Below are 23,456 nucleotides of genomic sequence, written 5' to 3' on the forward strand. Positions count from 1 at the left end.
ATTCCTCTCGACTATTCCAGGGAGGACATAGTGTCCGGGGGTGGCTACGAACGCAGGGCGCTGTTTGTTATTCTTTGTCATCCCCAGAGGGAGGGCCCATGTTCGAGGTCACCAACGATACGAACAGACGTACTGTCACCGTGCGGCTGAGCGGCTTTGTTCGACCCAACGAGATGAAGGAGTTCGCCTCCAGGTATCGCGCGGAGACGGATTCGTACGGTGGAGGGAGGCACCTGGTGCTGGCGGACATGCGCGGGCTGCGCGCGCTGGAGCCGGAGTCGGCGACCATCTTCGGAGAGGTGGTGGCGTACGGACGGGAGAAGGGCTGCGTGATGTGCGCGCACGTCTCGGACTCCACCATCGCCCGGCTGCAGACGGCGCGGGTGGCGTCGGAGGCGACGCCCGGCGACGACCTCACCGTGGACTGCGTCTCGCTGGAGGAGGCGAAGAAGCAGTTGGACAAGGCCCGCACGCGCATCTTCCTGCACGACGGGCATCACGTCTCCTCGCACGCGGCCCGCTGAAGTCCCGGGGCGCCCGAGGTCTCACGCATCCAGGAGTGACTGCCAGGCCCCGTCATCCCCGGCGCTGACGCGCGTGTTCCAGGTATGCGCGCACGAGTGGGGAGACGGGGAGCCGCAGCGCGGTCTCCAGGTCGATGAACGCCGCCCACGTCACCTCGCGCTCGTCGACGACGAGCGGGGGCTCGTGGGTCACGTCCAGCTCCAGGAAGCGGACATGGTCGTGCTTGTGCTCGGTGGTGCCCACCGTCTCGAAGGCGGGGCGGAGCGCCGTCGCGTCCACGCGCACGCCCACCTCCTCGTGCAGCTCGCGCGCGCCGGCCTCGGCGGGGGACTCGTCCTTCTCCATGCCGCCGCCGGGCATGCTGAGCTGGTGCTTGTAGGAGTTCTGCAGGAGCAGCACGCGGCCGTCGTGCCACACGCCCACGAAGACGCCGTGCGTGTGGGGCCTGCGCACGAACCAGTAGGCCCGCGCGAGCGTGTACGCCCCCCGGTAGGCCGTGCGCGCCAGTGGATCCACCCATCGCTTCACGGCCACCTCCAGGAGGCCCCTCGCGGGGGCCGCGTCGTTCACCGGGCGCGCAGCTCCGGGGGCAGGTGCGCGAGCCACCCCACCTCCAGCACGCCCCACAGGCCCAGCAGGATGGCCTCCGCGGCGTCGTGCCGCAACGAGGTGGGCCGGGGGGCGCCGGACCAGTCGATGACGCGGCGGGCGAGCCCGTCCGCCACGTCCTTGGCCTGGGCGCCGCTGCGCTGCTCGCGCGCGTAGAGCAGCGTGTGGCGCCAGTCCTCGGCGGACACGCGCAGCACGGGCACCGCGCGGCGCGCGGCCTCGCGCTCCCAGACGTCCGCCACGGGGCCGCCGCCCTCCAGGACGAGCCAGGACAGGGGGCCCTGCGCCGTCAGCAGCGCGGGCACGGCGCGCTTGAGGCGCGCGCGGTTGCCGAAGTTGCTGGAGTGGTATCCGACGAGGCGCCCGTCCGGGCCGTAGCGGGCCAGGCCCGAGCGCAGGCCCAGGTCCACCGCGAGCAGGCCGGGGGCGCGCTCAGGTGGCGAGCCCATTGCGCCAGGTGCAGCGGTAGACGACGTCCACCGCGGAGTACTCGCGCACGACGACCTGGGGCTGGATGGCGCCGGTGGCGCGCAGGCCGGCGAGCACGGCGCCCTGGGTGAAGTAGCGGATGGCGCCCGCCTCGTTCATCCACAGGTCCACCGTGGCGGGGGCCACGTCCTCGATGCGGGCCTCCGTGTAGTTGTTGCCCGAGCGGAACATCTGCCGCGCGCGCCCCACGCCGCGCCGGGGGCCGAGCAGCTGGATGACGCTGAAGAGGGCGCGCCCCATCACCGTCTCGCGGTAGCCGTCCACCATGCGCTCGCCGAGCAGCGCGTAGCCCACCTCCGGCGGGGACTCGGGGTGCAGCTCGAGCGCCGCGGCGCGCACGGCGGAGCACCACGTGTCGAAGGTGTACGCGGGCTGCAGCTTGCGCTCGAGGTCCACCCCCACCTCGAGGAGGCGCCCACGCAGGGCCGGCGTGACGCGGTTCACCAGCCCGCGCACGAAGAGGCCCTCGAAGGTGTGCTCGAAGACGAGCTTCTCCGGCATGTGCAGGAGTGTACCCCGGTCCGCTAGGCTGCCGGCAGAGGGGACGGAAATTCATCATGGGTCTGCAACGAGAGCTGGCCACGATGGCCATGAGCGCCACGCCACTGCCGGGAAAGCAGAACTTCCTGGAGGAACTGGGAGTCATGACACCCGTGCCGGCGGTGCGCGGGTCGATTGGCGCGGTGGCGCACGAGCCGTTCGAGGCGTTCGAGTTGAAGCGGATGTTCGACCTGTTGGTGGCGTTCACCATCGCGGACTTCCCGAGCGGGACGGGGTGCTCGGATTACTTCAACCCGTTCAGCCCCTGGTACAACGTGTTCTACGGGGCCTACGGGCTGCGCTCGTACAAGCGGGACGGGAACCCGTGGGGGTTGCGGAGCGACGGGCGGCCGGACGTGGAGGAGATGCTGGAGATTCCGCGGCTGGACTACAACTTCCTCACGGCGGGGGAGCTGGGGTGTCCCGCGTCGCGGATGTGCTTCGAGGTGCTGGACGTGGAGCTGGGGCGCCAGGGCGCGTGGCACCACGCGGACGTGGGCTGCGTCATCCCCAGCGGGCTGCACCGGTTGCAGGACGCGGACGCGCCGGACCTGACGTACTACGCGGTCTTCGGCGTGCCGGAAGAGGACTACCTGATGGGCGGCCGGGAGAGCTACGAGCCGGTGCGCATGCGCGGGCGCATGTACTGGCGCCCCGTCGCGGAGCGGCTCACGCTCGCCTGGGGCGGCCTGTGCCCGGACACGCCGGACGGCCAGGCCCTCATGCGCACCATCCTCGACACGATGACGCCCCACTACGCGGGCGGCTGAGCGCGGGCGCCGGGCACCCGACAGAACACCGCCGACGGGCTGGAGCCGCGGAGGACGTGACGCCTACGCTCACCCGTCATGCTCCGTCAGGGCCGACGCGCTGGAGGGATGCTCACGCTGCTGGTCCTCGGGGCCCTGCTCGTCTCGTGCGCGCATCCGGACAGCGGCGGCGGTGGAGGCTTCGGCCGCAACAGCGCGGAAGCGCGCATCGTGCACCTGATTGGCGAGGGTCAGTTCGCCGAGGCGGAGGTCCTCATCCAGGAGTCCGCCACGTCGGGGCTCATCGAGCACTCCGCGGCCGCGAGCTTCAGGCGCACCATCGCGGACCTCTCCATGAAGCTGGGGGACATCCCCGCGAGGCTGCAACGCGTCCCCTCCTTCCCGGCCCGGCTCAAGGACTTCACCCGACACCAGCTCCAGAAGATGTATGACGCGGCAGACTTCAGTGTCGGGACGAAGAAGGAGCTCCAGGTGGCGCTCAAGCTGCTCAAGGACGTCGCCAAGGACAATTCCCGCCTGCTCCAGAAGCTGTGAGAGTCCGCATGCACCCGAGCCCCATTGAGCTTCAGCGACTGCTGTCCTCGGCCCTCTCGATGGAACGAGGCAGCGCGGAGCAACTCCAGCACCTGGAGCGACTGCGCACCCTCTGCCCCTCCTTCGTCCCCGGCCTGCTGCTCTCCAGCAGGGCCATGCTCTGGGGGAAGGAGGACGTCGCCCGACCCGACGCGTTCTTCGACGAGGTGGAGCGGGTCCTCCACCACGCGCTCGAGGCCTCGAATCGCTCACCCGAGGCGCTCGTGGGCATGGCCCGCTTCCAGAGCGTGGTGCGGGATGCCCCTGGCGAGGCGGAGTCCCTCTACCGTGAGGCGGCGACCAAGGCGCTCGCCGTCCTCGAGGAGTCCTGGGCGGGCCTCATCGAGTCCCTCGCAGAGCAGGAGAAGACCGAGGGCGCCGCGACGACCGCGGCCCGAGCCAGGCAGGTGTTCCCCGACTCCGAGATTCTCTCGGAGGCCCGCAGGTTCGCGGGCCTCCGGGACTGACCCGCCACACCGGCCCCCACCGCGAGGGCCGGCGCGCGGGACGTCACGCGGCCTGGCTGGGGCCTCCGGCCGGCTGGGGCACGGGCGCGGGCGGCGCGGCCCCCTTGCGACTCCCCAGCCAGCCCAGCCGCTCCACCGCCGCGAACACCACCGGCACCACGAGCAGCGTCAGGAACGTGGAGGTGATGACACCGCCAATCACCGAGATGGCCATGGGCGCGCGGAACTCCGAGCCCGTCCCCGTGCCCACCGCCGTGGGCACCATGCCGATGGCCATCGCCGCGCTCGTCATCAGGATGGGCCGCAACCGCCGCGGCCCCGCCTTCATCAGCGCCTCGTCCACCGAGTCACCCTCGCGCAGGTGCTGCAACGCGCCGTCGATGAGCAGGATCGCGTTCTTCGTCACCAGGCCCATCAACAGGATGACGCCGATCATCGCGCCCATCGACAGGTGGTAGCCCGTCACCACCAGGCTCAACAGCGCGCCCACCAGCGCCAGCGGCAGCGACACCATGATGGTGAACGGGTGCTTGAAGGACTCGAACTGGCTCGCCAGCACCATGTAGATGAACACCAGCGCCAGCCCTCCCGCCAGGCCGAACGCGTCGTTCTGCTCCGCCAGGCTCTTGATCTGCCCGTCGTAGACGATCGCATACCCCGGCGGCAGCGGCTCCGCCGCCACGCGCGCCTTCAGCTCCCCGGCGATGTCACCCAGCGCCGCGCCCTTCGCCAACTGGGAGTACACCGCGAGCTGCCGCTCCCGGTTCTCGTGCTCGATGACGCTCGGCCCGTCGCGGAGCTCCACCGCCGCCAGGTCCGTCACCGGCCGCAGCCCGCGCGGCGTGAACACCTCCAACTGCCGCACCCGCTCCGGCGTGTTCCGGTCCGACTCCGCCAGCCGCACCCGGATGTCCGTCTCCGTCGTCCCCTCGCGCAGCTTCGCCACCACGTCGCCGCTGATGGCCAACCGGAGCTGCGTCGCCAACCCCGCCGCGTTCACGTCCGCGTCGCTCGCCCGCGCCCGGTCGATGTGGATTTGAAGCTCCGGCTTGGGCGGATTGGCCTCCACCCGCACGTCCTCCGTCCCCTTCAGGCTCTTCAGGATTCCCGCGATGCGCTCCGCCTCCTGGTTCACGCGCGCCAGGTCCGGCCCCGTCACGCGCACCATGATGGGGTAGTAGTCGCCCAGGCCCTCGAGGATGGGCGGGTCGCTCAGGTTCACCCGCGTCGCCACCAGCCCCGTCATCGCCGCGCGCGCCTCCTCCTTCAGCACCGGGATGCCCTTGGTGCGCTGCCCCTTGGGCACCGTCAGCACGCGCAGCCGGGCCTTGTTCACGTCGCCGTTGGTGCCGACGATGGCGTAGATGTCCGCCACCTCCGGCAGCTTGCGCAGCGCGGCCTCCGCCTCCGCCGTGCGCGACTCCGTCTCCTGGAGGCTCGCCGAGTCCGGCAGCGTCAGGTCCACCAGGAACTGCGAGCGGTCCTCCGCGGAGAGGAACTCCGCGCCCAGCCGGCTCGCCGCGCCGAACGACAGCACCAGCACCAGCACGGTGATGCCCGCCGTCGTCCACTTGTGCGCCAGCACCCAGCGAAGGATGGCCGCGTAGAAGCGCTCCGTGCCGTCCAGGAACCGCCGCAGCGCCGCCGCCACCGCGTTCTCCCGGTGGTGCTCCCCCGGCACGCGCCGCTTCGCCAACCGCGCCGACAACATGGGGTCCAACGTGAAGGAGATGAACAACGAGACGAGCACCGCCGCGGAGATGGTGATGCCGAACTGCTTGAAGAACTGGCCGACGATGCCGGGCATGAACGCCACCGGCACGAACACCGCCACCAGCGACAGCGTCGTCGCCAGCACCGCGAGGCCCACGTCCTTGGTGCCGTTGGACGCGGCGCTCATCGGGTCCTCGCCCTGCTCCAACCGGTGGGTGATGGCCTCGCGCACCACCACCGCGTCGTCGATGAGCAGACCGATGGCCAGCGACAGCGCCAGCAGCGTCATCTGGTTCAGCGTGTAGCTCAGCGCGTACATCACGAAGAACGTGCCGATGACCGACGTGGGCAACGCCAGCGAGGAGATGAACGTGCCGCGCCCGTCCAACAGGAACATCAGGATGATGAGCACCGCCATCGCGCCGCCGAAGACGAGCGCCACCCAGACCTCGTGCGCGTTCTCCTTGATGAGCTCCGACTGGTCGATGAGCAGCGTCGCCTTGAAGCCCTGCCCCACCTCCGGCCCCATGGCCGCGAGCACCCGCTTCACCGCGTTGCTCACCGCCACCGTGTTGGAGCCCGGCTGCTTCACCAGCTCCAGGATGACCGCGTCCTGGCCATTGAGCCGCGCCACCGTGCGCCGCTCCGCCACCCCGTCCGTCACCGCGGCGATTTCATCCAACCGCACCTGCGCGCCCGTGCGGCTGCGCGCCACCGGCAGCGCGCGAATCTCGTCCACGTCGCGGAACTGCCCCAGCGAGCGCACCGTCAGCTCGCTCGAGCCGAGCAGCAGTCGCCCCGCGGGCAGGTCCAGGTTCTCCGCCCCCACCCGCTGCGCGATGTCCAGCGGTGACACCCCCGCCGCGCGCGCCTTGTCCAGGTCCAGGTCGATCTGGATTTCGCGCGTGTCGCCGCCGGTGATGCGCACCTCCGCCGCGCCCTCCAGCTGGGCGAGCGCCGGCTTGATGCGGTCGTCGATGAGCCGCCGCAGCTGCTGCGACGGCATGTTCGCGGACACCGCGTAGGTGAGGATGGGCGTGGCGGACAGGTCCACCCGGCTCACCACCGGCGCGTCCGCCGTCTGCGGCAGCTTGTTGGCGATGCCGGCGACCTTGTCGCGGACCTCCTGCACCGCGCGGTCCAGGTTGGTGGACAGCGTGAACTGCACCACCACCGTGCCCAGGTTCTCGCGGCTGTAGGAGTGGATGCGGTCCACGCCGCTGATGCCGGCGACCGCGTCCTCCACCGGCTTGATGACCTGGGTCTCGATTTCGCCGGGGCCCGCGCCCTTGTAGACGGTGTTGACCACGACGATGGGGAAGGACACGTCCGGATACAGGTCCGTGCCGAGCCGGCCCAGCCCCATCAGTCCGAGGACGATGAGGCAGAGCGACAGCATGACCGTGAAGACGGGCCTGCGGATGGAGACGTCGCTGAGGAACATTGGAGGGGCTCCCGGGACCTTTCGGCTACTTCACGGAGACGTTCGAGCCCTGGGAGAGGTCGGGCGTGGGATAGTCGATGACCCGCGAGAGCGGCGCCGACGAGAGCACCACCACCTCGCGCTCGCGCTCGCGGCGCTCCAGCACCTGCACGTCCACGCGGCGCACCTTGCCGTCGTCCACCACCAGCACGTGGTCGCCGTTGGAGGACACCAGCGCCGTGCCGGGCAGCACCTGCGCGTCCTGGTCCTCGCCCAGGGGCAGCACCGCGCGCGCCAGGGTGTGCGCCACGAAGCGGCCGTCCGCGTTGGGGACCGCCAGCTCCACCGGCACGCGCCGGGTGGCGGGGTCCGCGGAGGGCAGGATGTTGCGCACCACCGCGTCCTCCGTGAAGACGCGCGAGCCGATGGACTCCACCCGCACCCTCACGCCGGGCTTCAGCCGCGAGCGCAGGGACTCGGCCACCGTCGTCCTCAACAGGAGCGTGTCCAGGTGCTCCAGGACGAACAGCGCCGCGCCCGGTCCCACCGTGGCGCCAATCTGCTCGGGGGCGTCGACGAGCGTGCCCGCGAAGGGGGCCTTCAGGTCGTGGCGCCGCCGCGCCGCGCGCGCCTGCGCCAGCTGCGCCTTCGCCGCGAGCAACTGCGCCTGGGCCTGCGCCGCGGAGGACGCGGTGGAGCGGTTCTGCAGGTCGCTCACCCCACCCTCCGCCTGGAGCTTCAGGTTGCGGGCGGCGACGTCCGCGGCCATCGACGCCGCGGCGTCGGCGGCGGCCACCGCGGCCTCCGCCTGCGCCACCTGCGCGTCGGCGATCTCCGGGTCCAGCTGGGCGAGCACGTCGCCCTTCTTCACCACCTGCCCCTTGCCGCCCTTCACCAGCGCGAGCCGGCCGCCCACCTCGAAGCCCACCTGGAGCGCCTGCGCGGGGAACAGCGTGCCCGTCACCTCCTCGTGAGGGGCCGCGCGCACCGCGCGCGCCTCGATGAGCTTCACGAGGGGCGCCTTGGCGGCGCCCGCCGTCGCGGCAGCGGGTGTGGAGGACGCGTCCGCCTTCGTGCAACCGGGGAGGGACACCGCCACGACGGCGACACCCGCGGTGGCGAGCGCGCGGAGGATGGGATTCTTCCGGGTGGGATTCACGAGCGTTTCCTCGAGGTGTGGCGGGGCTTCGCGCGGGCGGAAGGCCGGCGCTGGGAAGGGTTGGGAGGGCGGGTGGCGCGCGGCGCCGGGACGGGCTCCGCGTCCGCCTGCGGGAGGGTGCCGTGGTCACAGAGGCGGTGGAGCGTCCGGGCCCAGGCCGCCAGGTCCGGCTTCTCCTCCAGGCGGACCATCTGCTGGGTGAGCAGCAGGTACGCGCCGACGATGATGGAGCCGAACAGGTCCGCGTCCATCTCCCGGTCCGCGGCGCCCACCTCCTGCATCCGGCGGAAGTCCCGGGCCACCCGCGCCACCTGCTGGTCCGTCACCCGCCACAGCAGGCTCTCGAAGGGCGTGCCCTGGCTGCCGCTGACGAGCACCGACATCAGGTCGCGGTTGGCCCACATGAGCTCCAGCGCCTCCAGGTCGAAGGTGGTGTCCAGCGAGCTGAAGCGCTGGTAGCGCTCGGAGCCCTCCATCCGGTCGTGGGGGCTGGGCACCCCGTGCTCGCGGATGAGGGCCTCCGCGGTCGCGATGCGCCGCTCGTTCACCTCGTTCAGGCGCGCCTCGAACGACGTCACCACCTCCCCGAACAGCGCCTCCTTCGATTCGAAGTGCAGATAGAAGGCGCCCTTGGAGAGCCCGCAGGCGGCGGTGATGTCCTCGATGCGCGCGCCCTTCAGGCCCCTGCGGGCGAACTCCGCCCGCGCGGCGGTCATCAGGGCTTCCCTCGCGTGTGGATCGGCGGGTCGGGGCATGGCGTGCCCATAACTAACCCGCGGGTCATTAATGGCGCAAGGTGACTGAACGGCGGGTCAGAAACCCGGCGGGCGCCCCGGTTCACGGGGAGGGGTCAGGCCTTGGGGGTACCGCTCCCCACATGCTGGAGGGCGGTGCAGAGCGGACACGCGGTGGCCCCGTGGGGCACGTCGCGGCGGTGGAGGTCCAGCACGGCGCGGGAGATGTCCGCCAGGTCGCGGCGCACCTCGCGCCGGGCGCCCTTCACGCGGGCGATCTTCATGTCGTCGTAGCGGGTGGTCTGGTGGCGCATCCAGGCGATGACGGCGGCCTCGGCGCGGCGCTCCAGGGGGATGCGCTCGGTCCGGGCCACGGTGCCGCTGCCCACGGGGGTGGCGTGGGTGGCGACGAGGACGGCCATGCGCTTGGCGTGGGGCAGCCAGGCGGGCGAGAACGCGAGGAAGCGGAGCACGGCGTTGGCGAAGTCGACCTCGTACTCCTCCTGCTCGCGGGCGCGGCGCTCGCGTCCGGCGGCGAGCTTGCGGGCGTAGGCGGGGGTGGCGCGCTCGGCGTCGAGGACGGCGCGGGCCTGGACGATGTGGGCCTCGGGGGCCCACACGCCACGGGAGAAGAGCTTGCGGCCCACCTTCTCCACCACCGTCCAGGTGGGGCCGGCGGCCTTCACCCGGCGGGTGAGGCCCGCGTCGCCGGGGGGCAGCAGGGCCCAGCCCTCGGGGACGGAGAGGACGCGTCCGTCCGGGGCACGCACGCGCCGGGGGTCGGGGGTGGGGGCGAACGTCAGGGATTCAGGCATGGGGGTGTCTCGGGGGCCGGCTCATAGCACGGGCGACGCGAAACCCTGCTAAATGGCCGCCTCGCGCCCGTGTGTCGGCGCGGGAGGTCCTCTTCGCCGTGGGAAGTGCCGGAATGTCCCTCCTCAGACTCACCTTCCTTGGAACCTCCGCCGCCCAGCCCACGCTGCACCGCAACCTGTCCGGGCTCGCGGTGAAGGCGGACGCCGACCTGCTGTTGTTCGACTGCGGCGAGGGCAGCCAGCGGCAGATGGTGCGCTTCGGCACGGGCTTCACCGTGGACGCGGTCTTCTTCACGCACTTCCACGCCGACCACTACCTGGGAATCATCGGCTTCCTGCGGACGCTGGGGATGATGGGCCGCGACACGCCCATGCACCTCTATGGGCCGCCGCCCGCGCGGCGGCTGCTGCATCAGGCGGTGCACCTGGGCCTGGACACGCTGTCCTTCCCCGTCGAAATCCACGAGGTGAAGGACGGGGACGTCATCCCCCGCTCGGGCTACGCGCTGCACGCGGTGGGCGTGGACCACCGCATCAACGCGCTGGCGTACGCGCTGGTGGAGGACGACCGGCCGGGCCGCTTCCACCTGGAGAAGGCGCGCGAGCTGGGCGTGCCGCCGGGACCGGACTTCGGCAAGCTCCAGCGCGGCGAGAGCGTGGTGCTGGCGGACGGCCGCACGGTGAAGCCCGAGGACGTGCTGGGGCCGCCGCGTCCGGGCCGCCGCCTGGTCATCTCCGGGGACACGCGCCCGTGTGCGTCGGTGGTGCGCGTGGCGAAGGACGCGGACCTGCTCATCCACGAGTCCACGTTCTCCGACGACGAGCAGGAGCGCGCGCTGGAGACGCGGCACTCCACGGCGCGCGAGGCGGCGCGGGTGGCGAGGGAGGCGGGGGCGCGCAGGCTGGTGCTCACCCACCTCTCCAGCCGTCACGACACCGACCCCTCGAAGCTGCTCGTGCAGGCGCGCGAGGAGTACAAGGGGCCGGTGGAGGTCGCCTACGACGGCCTCACCCTGGAGCTGCCGCTGCGCGACTGACGGCGCGAGCGGCGCTCCCGGGCCCAGCGGACTACTGGATCTTCTCGGACTCGGCGCGCAGCGCGCTGGCGGACTCCGCGTCGACCTTCTGGAGCAGCTCCCACTCCATCTCCATGTCGCGGTTGAAGTTGCCGGACTGGTTGCCGACGGACTCCGTCATCTCCTTGCGCGCGTTGTCGGCGCCGCGCGCCTCGGTGGCCAGCTGCTTGTGGAACTCGATGGCGCACTGGCCCGGGCCCTTCTCCACGCCCTTGACGTAGTAGCGCGCCTGGGTGGTGCCCAGCGACGAGGGCGCGCCCTGCATCAGCCACTCGGTCTGCGCCTCGAAGCCCTCCTTGCCGGCGCGCATGGAGAAGCCCTTCTCCTTGAGGAGGGCGATGGCCTGCGGCCACACCTCGGCGATGGGCTTGCGGTAGACGTGGTCACGCGTCTTGTCGAAGAGGAAGGCCTCGCGGCGACGCCCCGCGCACCCCGAGACGGCGGCAAGACCCACGGCGATGACGGCCAGCAACGCGGTAGCCCCAAGGCGGGACTTCGACAGGTTCATGCTCATGACTCCAGACATGTGGGAAAGCCACACCATCCCTCACGTCAAGTCGCGCGCCAAGTCCTCGCCGGAATGATTGCCGAGCGCAAATACCTGCTCGAATGGATGCCCTCACCGGGCGCATGGGCGACCCCGGAGTGGCGAGCCGCGGGGGGCCGTTGCCTCCCCGTCCCGGACACGGCACCGGAAGTGGAGTGCGGAACCTGCACCGGGCGCCCGTGCCGGGCCCACCTCCGCCTCGCGGGTTCCCACGACTCCGCGTCCGGGCCGCCGGGCGAGCGGTGGGCCCCCACGGCGACTCCAGGCGCTGGCGCGCGCGTCGCTGGCCGGAGATGACCGGGTGGGCCAGAGTGTCGCGCGTTCGCCCCAGGCCCGGGGCGACCTCTCGGGAAGGTGCGCGACACGATGCTGCGACGACTCGGCGGAATCCTGACGGCGGTGCTCCTCCTCTCCGGCGCGGCGGGCTGCTCGCGGAGCGCGCCGGGCGCGGCGAAAGGCACCACGGTGTACGTGGCACAGCGGGTGCGGACGCTCGACGCGGCGCACCCCACGGTCCAGGCGCTCGCGGTGCGCGACGGCAAGGTGCTGGCGACGGGGACTCGCGACGAGGTGCTCGCGGCGGCCGGCGCGAACGCGCGCGTGGTGGACCTGGGGGACGCGACCATCGTCCCCGGCCTCACGGACTCCCACGGCCACCTCGCCGGCCTGGGCCAGGGGCTGGTGACGGTGGACCTGACGGGGACGGAGACGAAGCAGGAGGCGCTTTCGCGCGTCGCCTCGGCCGAGCAGACGTCCTTCCAGGGCGAGTGGCTGGTGGGTCAGGGCTGGGACCAGAACGACTGGCCGGAGAAGGCCTTCCCCTCGCGGACGGACCTGGACGCGAAGCACCCCGGCACGCCCGTGGTGCTCAGCCGCATCGACGGGCACGCGTACTGGGTGAACAGCGAGGCGCTGAAGCGCGCGCGCATCACCCGCGACACGGTGGACCCCGTGGGCGGGCGCATCTTGAAGGGGCCGGATGGCGAGCCCACCGGCATCCTCGTGGACAACGCGATGAACCTCGTCGCGAAGGTGCTGCCGCCACCCACGCCCGCGCAGCACGAGGCGTGGCTGAAGGCGGCGCTCGCCCGGGCGGCGAAGGCGGGGCTCACCGGCGTGCACGACGCGGGCATGGACCTGCGCACGTTCCGCTTGCTCCAGCGCTGGGACCGCGAGGGCCGGCTGCCGCTGCGCGTCTACGTCATGGCGGACGGCCAGGGCGCGGACACGCAGACGTTCCTCGCCGAGGGCCCGTACGAGGGCCAGCGGCTCACGCTGCGCGCCGTGAAGTTCGTCCTCGACGGCGCGCTGGGCAGCCGGGGCGCGGCGCTGCACCAGGAGTACAGCGACGAGCACGGCCACAAGGGCCTGCTGCTGCTGACGCCGGAGGACTACGCGAAGCGCGTCCAGGCGTTCATGGGCCGGGGCTTCCAGGTGTGCACCCACGCCATCGGTGACCGCGCCAACACGCTCGTGCTGGACACGCTCGAGCAGGCCACGGCGGCCACCGGGACGAAGGAGGGGCGCCACCGCGTGGAGCACGCGCAGGTGATGCGGCTGGAGGACATCGAGCGGCTGGGCCATGACGGCTACATCGCCAGCGTCCAGCCCACGCACGCCACCAGCGACATGCCCTGGGCGGAGACGCGCGTGGGCGAGGCGCGCATCCAGGGGGCCTACGCCTGGCAGCGGCTGAAGCACGCCGGCGCGCGGCTGACGCTGGGCAGCGACTTCCCCGTGGAGCGCCCGGACGTGCTGCTCGGGCTGTACGCCGCGCGGACGCGACAGGACGCCCACGGCGCGCCCGAGGGAGGCTGGCACGCGGACCAGCGGCTGAGCGGCGAGGAGGCGCTGGAGGGCTTCACCACCAACGCCGCCTACGCCTCGTTCGCGGAGGCGCGCCGGGGCCGGCTCCAGCCGGGCCTGGACGCAGACTTCGTCGCGCTGTCCGTGGACCCGGTGGACGCCCCCGTCGCGGAGCTCCCCCGGGCCCAGGTGCGCCTGACGGTGGTGGGCGGCGACGAGACGTATCGCGCGCCCGCTACGCCGGCGTCGACAGCTCCGTCGCAAAACTGAGGTCGGCCACCCGGCGGCTCAGCTCGTCCTGCGCCGCCTGCCGCTCCTTCGCCAGCCGCTCCAGCTCACGGCCGATGGCCTCGAGCCGGTCCTCCTGCTCGTTCAGCTTCGTGACGAAGCGCTCGGCCAGCTCTCGCTGGGAGGCGCCGCTCTTCAGGGACTCGATGTTGGAGCGGATGCGCTCCTGGTCCTTGAAGAGCTGGGTGCGCTCGGCGGTGAGCTGCTGCTCGTCGCGCGCCATCGTCGCCACCTTCTCGCGCGCGGCGATGATTTCACGCAGGGCCCGCGCCAGCTCCTCGTCCACGTAGCGCTGCGACAGGAAGAAGGCCACCTGGTCGGAGACCACGTTGGTGAGGGCGTAGTGCTGCGAGGCGAACGCGCGCTCGGACACCTTCAGCTCCACGTGCGCCTCGGGCGCGAGGACCTGCTTGAAGCGCCAGAAGCCGTCCGTCGTCTCCGCGGGCTCCGGCGAGTCCTTCATCAGGTCCCAACTGTCGCGCGGGTGCTCCACGAACAGCACCTGCTCCCGCGGCGCCTTGTTGCGCGCCAGGTACCGCGTGTGCCGGATGCGGGAGTACTCCACCTTCAGGACACCCTTGCTCAGCACCGCGCGGAACACCGGGCCGTCGTCCCACCCCGCATCCTCCACCGACACCACACAGCCCAGCTCCACCGCGTACGGCACGAAGCGCGTGTCGCGGGGCTTCATGGTGTCGAGCATCGCCTCGCCCACGTACCGCTCGTCCTCCGTCACCGTCACCGGGCCGCCCTCCAGCGTCAGGCCCGTGGTGTTCTTCAGCTCGATGCAGGCCATGGGGTTCTTCTCCCGCGTGGCCCGGTTGTAGAGGAGCACCCGGCGCCCCTCGAACGGCTTGTGGAGGATGGGCACCAGCGCGCTCTGGTTGCGGTGCACCGTCACCGGCCGGTCCACGCCGTACTCGAAGAGGTCGCCCACCTCCTTCGTCAGCGTGGTCACCTTGTTGCTCTGCTCCAGCGCGTCGCGCAGCCGAGGGGCTCCGGCCGACCCGGGCCCGCCGAGCTCGGACTTGCTGCGCATCAGGCCGCGCGCGCGTCCGCCGGGGGCCATCGCCGGCGCGGGCGCCGCCATCGCCGGGGCCGCGTCCAGGCTCTCGCGGAGCATGGACGCCTCGGCCCCGTAGCCCTCCTCCGGAATCACCGGCGCGGCGGCGGCCTCCGTCTTCACCTCCACCACGGGCCGCTGCATGTAGCGCGGGCTGTAGAGGTCGTGGACGAACGACACCGGCAGCCCGGCGACGAGCGCCAGCTCCACGTCCACCCAGTCCTCGTCCCCGGTGTTGTCCACCAGCGCCCAGCCCTGGAGCAGCGGCGGCTCGCCCTCGTCCAGGAGGATGCGGTAGCTCGTCTTCCACACCGGCGCCTCGATGACGTAGCTGACGAACAGGTCCCGCTCGCCCTCGCCGGTGGTGAGGATGGACATGCGCTTGCTGTCCTTCTTGTACGAGGACAGCACCGTGGCCAGATAGAACTCCAGGTCCTTGCGCACCGCCTCGTCGAGGAACTCCAGCTCCGCGATCTCGAGCACGTCGAACGTGCGCAGCGAGCCGCCCGTCAGCAGCGTGAGGAACGGGCGCACCACGCTCGTCTCGCCCGCCGCCACCGCGAGCGACTCCAGGCCGATGATGGCGCCCTCCACCTGCCCGCCCCCGACGCGCGCACGCACGCGCGCGCCCTTGATCTGCCCCAGCAGCGCCGTGAGGCTGCCGTCCTCGGGGATGCGGATGGTCGCCTCCGCCAGGAGCTGCTCCAGCGGCTTCGTCGAGTCGTAGCTCACCGCCGACACCGAGCCGCCCGACAGGTCCAGCACCGTCAGCGACTTGAGCACGTCGTTCATGTCGCGCGCCTTGAAGTCCAGGTGCAGCGCGTCGCTGCCCTTCGTCCCTCCCCGGCGCTCGAAGTAGCCGACTCCATGCTTGTAGAGGACGACACGGCGGATGGGCAGATTCGTGGGCATGAGGACTGGAACTCCAGGAAGTTGGGGACGGCCCCGCGTCCCCGGTGTATCAAGCGGGCCCCGGGGTCGCGCAATGCCGCGCCCAGGCCCCATGAGGAGTCGCCCGATGAGCATGTCCCGCGCTTCCTTCCCCACGACCCGACTCGCGACGTTGTGCGCCACGTTGGTGCTCGGCGCAGGCTGCGAGAGCACGCGCCCCCGCGCCGTCAGCCCCTCCGATGGCGCACCGGTGACGCAAGGTGGCGAGGAGCAGGCGCCCCCGAGCGCGCTCCCACCGGTGAAGGGCAACTCCCCCTGGTTGAGCGCCCGCGTGGGAGACCGGGTGGCCTACGCGTTCTCCGCGAATCGCACCCCGCTGGGCAACGCGCGAGCCATGGCGGCGGCGGGCGTGGTGGCGCTGGAGGTGGTGGCGTTGGAGCCCTCCTGGGTATGGCTGGCCGTCATCTTCACGGACGACGCGGGCGCGCCGCTGAACCTGCCGCGGCTGTCCCGTCCGCTGGTGCTGCCGGTCCGCACGGACGGGACGCGTCCGCTGGACGTGAAGCGCGAGGGCGTGGAGAGCGTCGAGCAGCCCACCGCCGCGGGGCGCACGTGGGAGGCGAAGCGTTATCTGCACGACAATCGCCCCGTGGACGGCCCGTTGCAGAATCGCCTCTACGCGACGGACGTGGGGCCGGCGTACCTGACCAACGGGTTGCTCGACGCGAGCACGACGCTGTCGGGTTTCGGCGGGGGTGGCAGCTACCAGCTCACGCTCGTGGAGGTGCGCCAGGGCAAGGAGGGTGGGACGGGGACGCGGCCGGAGCTGGAGCGTCCGCTGGGTCCGGGCACCTGGTTCGACACGCGGATGGACGTGGAGGGTACGGGCCCCGTCACGGTGTCGCGCACGTGCCTGGGCGCCGAGCGCGGCTACGTGCTGCGGCAGGCCGTCCCCACGCCCACGTCGCCCGACCCGGAGACGTGCCGGGACCTCTCGCACGCGGAGGTGGTGCCGCTGGAGGAGGTGCTGCTCACGTTCGTCTGGGACGCGCTGGAGACGCCGACCTGGCCTCCCGCACAGCCGAACACGACGCCGCCGGTCCGCGAGACGGCGAGCTTCGGCGCGCACAAGGTGCCGGTGCTCCAGTTCGACGCGGCGGAGGACGCGGGGCCGACGAAGCAGATCCGCTCGCGGGTGTATGCGGCCGGGCTGTGGGAGCCGTCGCTGAACGGGCTCGCGGTGGAGGTGCGCTTCGGGCCGCTCGACGACACGCTCTACCGGACGCCCGCGCGTGGCAAGCGTGAGTCCGCGGGCGGCGTGCGGCTGGCGGACTGGGGGACGTGGCTGCCATGAGCACGCCCACGCTCTACACGGTGGTCATCGAGGTGGAGCCCGGCGCGGAGGCGCGGTGGAACCTGTGGCACGAGACGACCCACGTGCCCGAGGTGCTGCGCGAGCCGGGCTTCCTCGCGTGCCGCAAGTGGCGCGACACCGAGCACGCGCCGGATGGCTGGGTCCGCTATGTGTGTCATTACGAGCTGGCGAGCGTGGAGCACTTCCGCCAGTACACGGTCAGCGACGCGGCGAAGCACCTGCGCGCGGAGTCGGAGCGCCACTTCGGCGGCGTGACGCGGCACTCGCGCCAGGTGCTCACCGAGGTGAAGCGGTTCTGAGAGGTCCGCCGCTCCCACGAGGGCGGCGGTCGCCTCGGAAGACTCGTTCGTGGAGGTAGCGCTGGAGGCCGCGCGGCCCAGGACGCCGACGCTCACGGTTCTGGCCGCCAGCGCACCATCACGAGCCCCCCGCGCCTTTCGCGCGCGCGGAGTCCTGAGGACAGAACGCGTCGCGGAGGTCCGACGGCGGGCAGTCGCAGGGAGAATTCGCCGTGGGCAGCTTCTCGCAGCCGCCCCCGACGACCTCGTCGATGCGGCATTCCACCCTCCCGTGGCGGGTACAGCCAGTCGCCCCAAGCAACAGGAAGGACGCGCCCACGAGGAGCCCCCCACGCATCACCGCGTCGCACGTCCTCACGCGCCCTCCGCGGCGCCCGCGTGGAGCCGCTGCCACCATGGCAGTCACGCCCCGCGTCACCGCGTCACGAGCGTACCGGACGTCACGCGCACAGCGCCCGGACCCGGGACAGCAGGAAGTGGCCGCGCGCGCTCGAGGGCAGGTCCAGCCGCAGGTACACGTGGCTCCCCGGTCGTCCCTCCTCCCGTGGGAAGGACGGCGTCACCAGCGGCAGGAAGCCCAGTGACTCCAGCACCCGGCGCGCGGTCTCGTTGCCGGCGCGCACGCTCGTCTCCAGGTGCCGCACGCCGTCGCTCCGCACGCCCCGGCGGATGACCTCCGTCATCGCCCAGTGGCCCGCGCCACCCAGCCGGTGCCGCGCCGTCACCGCGCAGCTCACCCGCGCATAGCGCTCCTCGCGGCGGATGTTCGACAGCGCGGCCAGACCGATGATGCCCTCACCCCGCTCCGCCACCGCGAACAGCCGCGTCCCCTCCGCCGCGCTCCACGGCCCCGGCGGCCGCCCACCCGCCTCGGGCCGCCACCATCCGAACGACTCGTCGATGTCCGGGTCCTCCAACAACAACCGCACCGCACCCGCCACGACGTTCCCCACCACTTCCATGGGAATGAGCTGACGCTCACGCATTCCGGCTTCCCCCCTTCTGTCGGTTTCCGACTTCAAGGGACATGCCAGTATTCACCCAGCCCACCGTCCGAGGCGGAGACGCGGCGGGACGGACGCGCGCCCGCGTCGGCGCGAGACGCGAGCGCGTGTGGCCGGCACGCGCGGGTGGGAAGCCGTGCGGCCTCCCTACGGGAATCCCCGCGTGTCGCGGCCGACACGGGCGGCGGGTGGCGCGCTACTCCACCTACTCCGCGACGGAGAGCTTCACGTCGATGTTGCCGCGCGTGGCGCGCGAGTACGGGCACACCTCGTGGGCGGTGTGCATCAGCTTCTCCGCCTGGTCGCGGGGGATGCCCGGCAGGATGCCCTTCAGCTCCACCGCCAGCCCGAAGCCCCCGTCCGGCGTCTTGCCGATGGTGACCGAGGCCGCGATGCCCGCGTCCGCGCCCAGCTTCACGCCCACCTTGCCCGCCACCAGCCGCAGCGCGCTCTCGAAGCAGGCCGAGTACCCCGCCGCGAACAACTGCTCCGGGTTCGTCGCCGCGCCGCCCGCGCCGCCCAGCTCCTTGGGCATCACCAACGGCAGGTCGATGACCTTGTCGGACGACTGGACCTTGCCGTTGCGCCCACCGTGGGCGGTGGCGTGAGCGGTGTACAGGGGGCTGATGGTGACCGGGGCCATGACGTTCTCCTCGAGTGGGACGGTGGACCTCACGTCCACCGTCATGGCCAATTACTAGGGCACCATTCAATTGTGCGCAACTGAATCGAACCAAGAAGAAGCCCCCGGGGGCGCCGCGTGAGGATACGCGACGGCCGGGGGCTCTCGGGATGCGTGGGGACTCCCTCTTCCGAGGGAGTCCGGAAGTCATCAGCGGGTGGCGACCGTCGCGGGCGTGGCGACGAACTCCTCGGCGGCCTTCACGGCGGCCTTGATGTCCAGCTTGCCGCCGGTGCTCACCTTCCCCTTGAGGTCCGGGTCGACCTCGACCGTCTTCACCAGGAGGTCACGCACCTGGGCGGCGGTCAGGTCGGGGTTGGCGGCGAACATCAGGGCCGCGGCGCCGGCCACCGTCGGGGTGGCCATGGAGGTGCCGCTCATCTTCTCCCACTTGCCGCCGGGCACGGTGCTCAGCACGTCCTCGCCCACCGCGGCCAGCTCGACCACCTTGTCGCCGTGGGAGGAGAAGCGCGCCAGCTTGTCGTTGTTCTTGTCCATGGACGCCACGGTGATGACGTTGGGCAGGTCCAGGTTGGCGGGCATGTCCGCCACGTTGTTCATGTTGCTGCCGTAGCCGTTGGCCGTGGCCGCCACGAGCAGGATGTCCGCGTCCGCCAGCTTCTGCACGGCGGCCGTCCAGCGCGCCTGCGAGGCCGCGTCGCGGTACTCGTCACCGAAGCTGGCGTTGAGGGCGCGCACGTTGACGCCGCGCTCCTGTTTCATGTTGACGATGTAGTCCACGCCGCGCTCGAAGTTGGTGAGCAGGTCCGCGCCGTCGTACAGGCCGCCGATGCTCATGATCTTCGCCTTGCCCGCGGCGATGCCGGTGTTGCCCTGGCCGTTGTCCTCGGCGGCGATGATGCCGGCCACGTGCGTGCCGTGGTCCGTGCCGTCACCCTTCAGCACGTCGCCGCTGTTGAAGCCGACGTTGAAGCCGTGGACGTCATCCGCGATGCCGTTGCCGTCGTTGTCGATGCCGTCGCCGGCGACCTCGCCCTCGTTGACCCACATGGCGCTGTCGAGGTCGGAGTGCTTGTAGTCCACGCCGCCGTCGAACACCGCGATGACCGGGTCACCCGTGGGGCGCGGGGGCTTGGGGTCCACCGGGTCCGTGCCCTGCGCCTTGCCCGTCGCCTCCAGGCCCCAGCTCTTCAGCGTGCCCGTGTCCGCGCGCGCCTTGTCCTCGACGGACAGCGTCCAGGTGCCCTTCGTCTTCTCGCCCTGGAACGCGGTGCTCAGGTCGAACGTGCCCTTCACGTCGTCCGCGCTGCCGCCCGTGCGGTCGTGCACCACCGCGCTCTTGCCGGAGGGGCTGGTCAGCTTGACGACCAGGTCACCCTTGTAGGTGTGGGGCAGGTCCAGGTTCAGCTTCAGCGAGTCCAGCGCCACGTCCTGGTCGAAGGACACGGTGGACGTCACCGTCGAGAGGTCCTTCACCGGCGTGTTGGGCGTGGCGGACGCCTTCAGCGTGACGGGCGTGGAGGCGTCACGCGTGCCGACGGCGACCTTCTTCGAGCCGAAGGCGAACGCCGTGGCCGGCAGCACGGGGGCGCTCGGGTCCGGGCGGTGACCGGTGGGACGGTCGACGAAGTTCGACGGGCGGGCGGCCTTGGCCGACTCGAAGCCGTCACCGTTCGTGTTGCCGGGCCGGGCCACCACGCGGCCGGCGCTCGACGGGGCCGACGACTCGGGGCGCGAGGCCTCGCTGGGACGGGGAGTGGTCGGGAGCGACAGCGGCTTGCGGGTGACGGTCATGGATGTGGGCTCCGTGGGGGATCAGCAGCCTGTCCCCCATTGTCGCACCTCGTCAGGAGATGTTTCCTCGCGCGCCGTATTTTCCACTCCGGGTGCAACCGGGTCCCGCCATGGCGTGGTAGAGCGCGGCCCCGCGGGGCCCCTCCGGAAGGAAGAGGGCCCTCCGGGCGTCCTCGCCGCACCACCGGGACGAGGCCCGGAGCGAGGACGGAGAGAGGCGGATGCCGAGGACCATTGTCGCCACGCGCTACGTGACGCCCCTGCGCGAGGGGGGCTCGCTGCCCGCCATCGTCGAGGCGGATGACGCGGGGCTGTATGTCGTGAAGTTCCGGGGGGCGGGCCAGGGGGCCAAGGCGCTCATCGCGGAGCTCATCGCCGGGGAGCTGGCCCGGGAGGTGGGGCTGCGCGTCCCGGAGGTGGTGCTGCTGGAGCTGGACCCGGCGCTGGGCCGCAACGAGCCGGACGGGGAGATCCGGGAGCTGCTCAAGGCGAGCGCGGGGCTCAACCTGGCGCTGGACTACCTGCCCGGGTCGGTGACGTTCGATCCGCTGGCGGAGCCCACCCCGAGCGTGCCGGAGGCGTCCGCCATCGTCGCGTTCGACGCCTTCATCACCAACGTGGACCGCACGCCGAAGAACCCCAACCTGCTGTGCTGGCACCGGCAGTTGTGGCTCATCGACCACGGGGCCTCGCTCTACTTCCACCACGCGTGGGTGGACTGGGAGGAGCGCAGCCAGGGCCGCTTCGCGCCCATCAAGGACCACGTGCTGCTGCCGTGGGCGGGGGCGCTGAAGGACACGGAGGCGCTGCTGCGCGGGCGCCTCACGCGCGACGTGGTGGAGCGCACGGTGGCCGCCATTCCCGAGGCGTGGCTGGCGGCGGCCGAGTCGCCCTTCCCGTCCGTGGAGGCCCACCGCGCGGCGTACGTCACGTGGCTGCTCAAGCGCGTGGAGGCCCTGCCCGCGTTCCTCGAGGAGGCGGCCCGTGCCCGCGCCCAGCTCGTTTGACTACGCCATCATCCGGGTGATGCCCCGGGTGGAGCGGGAGGAGTTCATCAACGTGGGCGTCGTCCTCTTCTGCACCACGCAGCGCTTCCTGAGCGCCCGCGTGGAGCTGGACGAGGCGCGGCTCCAGGCGCTCGCGCCGGACGTCGACCTGGAGCTGGTGCGCGGCCACCTGGAGAGCTTCCGCCGCGTCTGCGAGGGCGGCAAGGGCGCGGGCCCCATCGGGCAGTTGCCGCAGAAGGAGCGCTGGCACTGGCTGGTGGCCCCGCGCAGCACCATGCTCCAGACGGGCCCGGTGCACTCCGGGCTGTGCCAGGGCGAACCCCGCGCCGCGCTGGAGCACCTGGTGGACACCGTGGTGCGCGTGAAGCGCGCGGGGTGAGCGCCAGGTGGAGACGGGCGCCACGGACTCCCCGGGCGCCGTCTCGAGGAAGACCGGCTACTGCTTCACGCGCCGCCCGGTGAAGCCCACCCGGGCGCTGCACGAGCCTTCGCCCGTCAGGATGTCGGACGACGTGGTCCGCGTCTCGAGGAAGCCCTGGATGCGGTCCGCCTCGAGCGAGTCCCCGTCGATGAAGAAGCGATGGGTGAAGAGGAAGGACCCCTCCTCGCCATCGGCGGAGTCGATCGCCAGGAACTGGAAGGGGCCCTCCGAGGACCTCGTCCCATCGAGCTCGTACGGCACGTCATCCGACACGCCCGTGTCCCCGTGGAACCGGGTCCGGTAGAGCCCCGGGACCTGCATCAGCGTGTCGCCGTACTCGCCCGCGGTGATGGTCCAGCGCTGCTGCACGGGGAGGTCCCAGGCGCCCTCGTGGCCCTCGGTGCCGCTCTCGCACCGGAACGGGACATCGCTCAGCTCCTCGGCGTTCAGCTCGATGTCGTAGACACTCTTCTCGAACCCGCCGCACCCCACCAGCAGCCCCGCGAGCGCGGCCCCGGCTCCCCACTTCCCAGCAGTCCCTCTCATCGACATCGCTCCTCCCATCGTGACGCGTGCCTCGGGCCCCTCCGGGCCAGGAGCCCACGGTGGCCCGCGTCCATGAAACCCAGACACACGCCGCTCATCAAGCGCGCGTCGCGTCGACCCTCCCCGGGGTGGCCGCGCGGTGCTACTCGGCCACGCGGTGGCCTGTGAAGCGCACCCGGGACGAGCACGTCCCCTCGCTCATCCAACTGGACCACGTGGTCCTGGTCTCGACGAACCCCTCGATGCGGTCCGCCTCCAGCGAGTCCCCGTCGATGAAGAAGCGGTGCGCATAGGTGTAGGAGGTCTCGTCGTCCGCGTCCGAGTCGAGGGTCAGGAAATGGAAGGGGCCCTCCGAGGACGACGACCCTCCGATGATGTACGGGACGTCGTCCGACACGCCCGTATCGCCGTGGAAGCGGGTCCGATAGAAGCCCGGAACCTCCATCCGCGCGTCGCCATATCCGCCCGCGGTGAGGGTCCAGCGCTGCTGGGCGACGAGGTCCCAGGGCTCCCCCTTCCCCGCCCTCCCATCCACGCACTGGAAGGGCACCGCGCCCAGCTCCTCGGCGTCCAGCTCGATGTCGTAGACGCTGCGCTCGAAACCACCGCACCCCGTCACCAGGGCCGCGAGCACGACCCGGAGTCCCACGCGCCCGACGCTCTCTCCCATGTGGCTGTCCCTCTCCTCGAACCTGGTTCCACGACGCTTCCGGGCCCGGCACCCGCCCTCCCGGCGGCCATCCATGAGAGACCCCGCCCGGAGGGGTTGCAAGGGACCGGCACAATGCCCTTCATCCAGCAACGACCTGGAGCGACCTGCCGGACAGCCGGCGGCCCTCCCCCTGGAGGGACTTGCATCGACGAGAAGCCAGAGGACCT

Annotated in this window: 24 protein-coding genes; 10 read left to right on the plus strand and 14 right to left on the minus strand. The window is 71.6% G+C overall.

All coding sequences use genetic code 11. The annotated features are described in order from the left end of the window. Positions 1-98 precede the first annotated feature (98 nt). A complete protein-coding gene (locus tag LZ198_RS18980; RefSeq protein ID WP_253973414.1) occupies positions 99-524 on the plus strand; it encodes a hypothetical protein in 426 nt (141 codons plus the stop codon). Positions 525-576: 52 nt separating this feature from the next. Here LZ198_RS18980 and LZ198_RS18985 read toward each other — a convergent pair whose 3' ends face one another. The 3 genes from LZ198_RS18985 to LZ198_RS18995 are packed head-to-tail and all read right to left on the minus strand — an operon-like array spanning position 577 to position 2,124. Continuing rightward, positions 577-1,053 (minus strand): NUDIX hydrolase, encoded by a 477-nt coding sequence (locus tag LZ198_RS18985; protein ID WP_253973415.1) that lies wholly within the window; start codon positions 1,051-1,053, stop codon positions 577-579. Between the two features lie 38 nt (positions 1,054-1,091). Continuing rightward, a complete protein-coding gene (locus LZ198_RS18990) occupies positions 1,092-1,583 on the minus strand; it encodes a hypothetical protein (RefSeq protein WP_253973416.1) in 492 nt (163 codons plus the stop codon). Continuing rightward, complete coding sequence (locus LZ198_RS18995) at positions 1,567-2,124, minus strand: DUF2378 family protein (RefSeq protein WP_253973417.1); 558 nt, start codon at positions 2,122-2,124, stop codon at positions 1,567-1,569. Before LZ198_RS18995 ends, LZ198_RS18990 begins: the two co-directional genes overlap by 17 nt. 56 nt (positions 2,125-2,180) lie before the next feature. Here LZ198_RS18995 and LZ198_RS19000 point away from each other — a divergent pair, with 56 nt between their 5' ends. From LZ198_RS19000 to LZ198_RS19010, 3 genes are all read left to right on the plus strand, one after another. Then, positions 2,181-2,933, plus strand: coding sequence for a hypothetical protein (locus LZ198_RS19000; RefSeq protein ID WP_253973418.1), 753 nt, complete (start codon positions 2,181-2,183; stop codon positions 2,931-2,933). 108 nt (positions 2,934-3,041) lie between these two features. Then, positions 3,042-3,467: a hypothetical protein gene (locus LZ198_RS19005; protein WP_253973419.1), complete on the plus strand. Its 426-nt coding sequence runs from the start codon at positions 3,042-3,044 to the stop codon at positions 3,465-3,467. Between the two features lie 8 nt (positions 3,468-3,475). After that, the gene (locus tag LZ198_RS19010) at positions 3,476-3,973 is read left to right on the plus strand and encodes a hypothetical protein (protein WP_253973420.1); all 498 of its coding nucleotides are present in this window, start codon (positions 3,476-3,478) and stop codon (positions 3,971-3,973) included. Positions 3,974-4,016: 43 nt separating this feature from the next. Here the strand turns inward: LZ198_RS19010 and LZ198_RS19015 are convergent, their stop codons facing one another. The 4 genes from LZ198_RS19015 to LZ198_RS19030 form a co-directional block, all read right to left on the minus strand. Beyond that, positions 4,017-7,130 carry an efflux RND transporter permease subunit gene (locus tag LZ198_RS19015; protein ID WP_253973421.1) on the minus strand — a complete coding sequence of 1,038 codons (3,114 nt, stop codon included), beginning with the start codon at positions 7,128-7,130 and terminating at the stop codon, positions 4,017-4,019. 25 nt (positions 7,131-7,155) lie between these two features. Continuing rightward, the gene (locus tag LZ198_RS19020; RefSeq protein ID WP_253973422.1) at positions 7,156-8,268 is read right to left on the minus strand and encodes an efflux RND transporter periplasmic adaptor subunit; all 1,113 of its coding nucleotides are present in this window, start codon (positions 8,266-8,268) and stop codon (positions 7,156-7,158) included. Further along, positions 8,265-8,984 (minus strand): TetR/AcrR family transcriptional regulator, encoded by a 720-nt coding sequence (locus LZ198_RS19025; RefSeq protein WP_253973423.1) that lies wholly within the window; start codon positions 8,982-8,984, stop codon positions 8,265-8,267. The genes LZ198_RS19020 and LZ198_RS19025 overlap by 4 nt, the downstream gene beginning before the upstream one ends. Before the next feature lie 134 nt (positions 8,985-9,118). Further along, positions 9,119-9,817: a DUF2293 domain-containing protein gene (locus LZ198_RS19030; protein WP_253973424.1), complete on the minus strand. Its 699-nt coding sequence runs from the start codon at positions 9,815-9,817 to the stop codon at positions 9,119-9,121. Between the two features lie 113 nt (positions 9,818-9,930). On the opposite strand from LZ198_RS19030, the gene rnz reads away from it, so the two are divergent. Beyond that, a complete protein-coding gene (gene rnz, locus LZ198_RS19035; protein ID WP_253973425.1) occupies positions 9,931-10,854 on the plus strand; it encodes a ribonuclease Z in 924 nt (307 codons plus the stop codon). Between the two features lie 31 nt (positions 10,855-10,885). On the opposite strand, the gene LZ198_RS19040 is transcribed toward rnz, so the two are convergent. Continuing rightward, a complete protein-coding gene (locus LZ198_RS19040; RefSeq protein ID WP_253973426.1) occupies positions 10,886-11,401 on the minus strand; it encodes a hypothetical protein in 516 nt (171 codons plus the stop codon). A gap of 405 nt (positions 11,402-11,806) precedes the next feature. Between LZ198_RS19040 and LZ198_RS19045 the strand changes: the two genes are divergently transcribed. Beyond that, positions 11,807-13,516 carry an amidohydrolase gene (locus LZ198_RS19045; RefSeq protein ID WP_253973427.1) on the plus strand — a complete coding sequence of 570 codons (1,710 nt, stop codon included), beginning with the start codon at positions 11,807-11,809 and terminating at the stop codon, positions 13,514-13,516. On the opposite strand, the gene LZ198_RS19050 is transcribed toward LZ198_RS19045, so the two are convergent. Continuing rightward, positions 13,482-15,509 carry a hypothetical protein gene (locus tag LZ198_RS19050; protein ID WP_253973428.1) on the minus strand — a complete coding sequence of 676 codons (2,028 nt, stop codon included), beginning with the start codon at positions 15,507-15,509 and terminating at the stop codon, positions 13,482-13,484. The genes LZ198_RS19045 and LZ198_RS19050 overlap by 35 nt on opposite strands. 112 nt (positions 15,510-15,621) lie before the next feature. Here LZ198_RS19050 and LZ198_RS19055 point away from each other — a divergent pair, with 112 nt between their 5' ends. Then, complete coding sequence (locus LZ198_RS19055; RefSeq protein WP_253973429.1) at positions 15,622-16,842, plus strand: DUF6068 family protein; 1,221 nt, start codon at positions 15,622-15,624, stop codon at positions 16,840-16,842. Next, positions 16,839-17,162, plus strand: coding sequence for a DUF4286 family protein (locus LZ198_RS19060; protein ID WP_253973430.1), 324 nt, complete (start codon positions 16,839-16,841; stop codon positions 17,160-17,162). The genes LZ198_RS19055 and LZ198_RS19060 overlap by 4 nt, the downstream gene beginning before the upstream one ends. A gap of 440 nt (positions 17,163-17,602) precedes the next feature. On the opposite strand, the gene LZ198_RS19065 is transcribed toward LZ198_RS19060, so the two are convergent. The 3 genes from LZ198_RS19065 to LZ198_RS19075 form a co-directional block, all read right to left on the minus strand. Next, positions 17,603-18,148 carry a GNAT family N-acetyltransferase gene (locus LZ198_RS19065; RefSeq protein WP_253973431.1) on the minus strand — a complete coding sequence of 182 codons (546 nt, stop codon included), beginning with the start codon at positions 18,146-18,148 and terminating at the stop codon, positions 17,603-17,605. A gap of 223 nt (positions 18,149-18,371) precedes the next feature. After that, positions 18,372-18,809, minus strand: a complete 438-nt coding sequence (locus LZ198_RS19070) for an organic hydroperoxide resistance protein (RefSeq protein WP_253973432.1) — start codon at positions 18,807-18,809, stop codon at positions 18,372-18,374. Between the two features lie 189 nt (positions 18,810-18,998). Then, on the minus strand, positions 18,999-20,603 hold the full coding sequence (locus tag LZ198_RS19075) for a S8 family serine peptidase (RefSeq protein ID WP_253973433.1): 1,605 nt from the start codon (positions 20,601-20,603) through the stop codon (positions 18,999-19,001). Between the two features lie 221 nt (positions 20,604-20,824). Between LZ198_RS19075 and LZ198_RS19080 the strand changes: the two genes are divergently transcribed. Both LZ198_RS19080 and LZ198_RS19085 read left to right on the plus strand, forming a co-directional pair. Further along, entirely contained in the window at positions 20,825-21,610 is a 786-nt protein-coding gene (locus LZ198_RS19080) for a HipA family kinase (RefSeq protein WP_253973434.1), read from the plus strand. After that, entirely contained in the window at positions 21,588-21,989 is a 402-nt protein-coding gene (locus LZ198_RS19085) for a DUF3037 domain-containing protein (protein WP_253973435.1), read from the plus strand. The genes LZ198_RS19080 and LZ198_RS19085 overlap by 23 nt, the downstream gene beginning before the upstream one ends. A 57-nt stretch (positions 21,990-22,046) precedes the next feature. Here the strand turns inward: LZ198_RS19085 and LZ198_RS19090 are convergent, their stop codons facing one another. Beyond that, positions 22,047-22,577, minus strand: a complete 531-nt coding sequence (locus LZ198_RS19090; RefSeq protein ID WP_253973436.1) for a hypothetical protein — start codon at positions 22,575-22,577, stop codon at positions 22,047-22,049. 142 nt (positions 22,578-22,719) lie between these two features. Further along, complete coding sequence (locus LZ198_RS19095) at positions 22,720-23,247, minus strand: hypothetical protein (protein ID WP_253973437.1); 528 nt, start codon at positions 23,245-23,247, stop codon at positions 22,720-22,722. Between the last annotated feature and the right edge of the window lie 209 nt (positions 23,248-23,456).

Source organism: Myxococcus dinghuensis, from assembly GCF_024198235.1.
Taxonomy (GTDB): domain Bacteria; phylum Myxococcota; class Myxococcia; order Myxococcales; family Myxococcaceae; genus Myxococcus; species Myxococcus dinghuensis.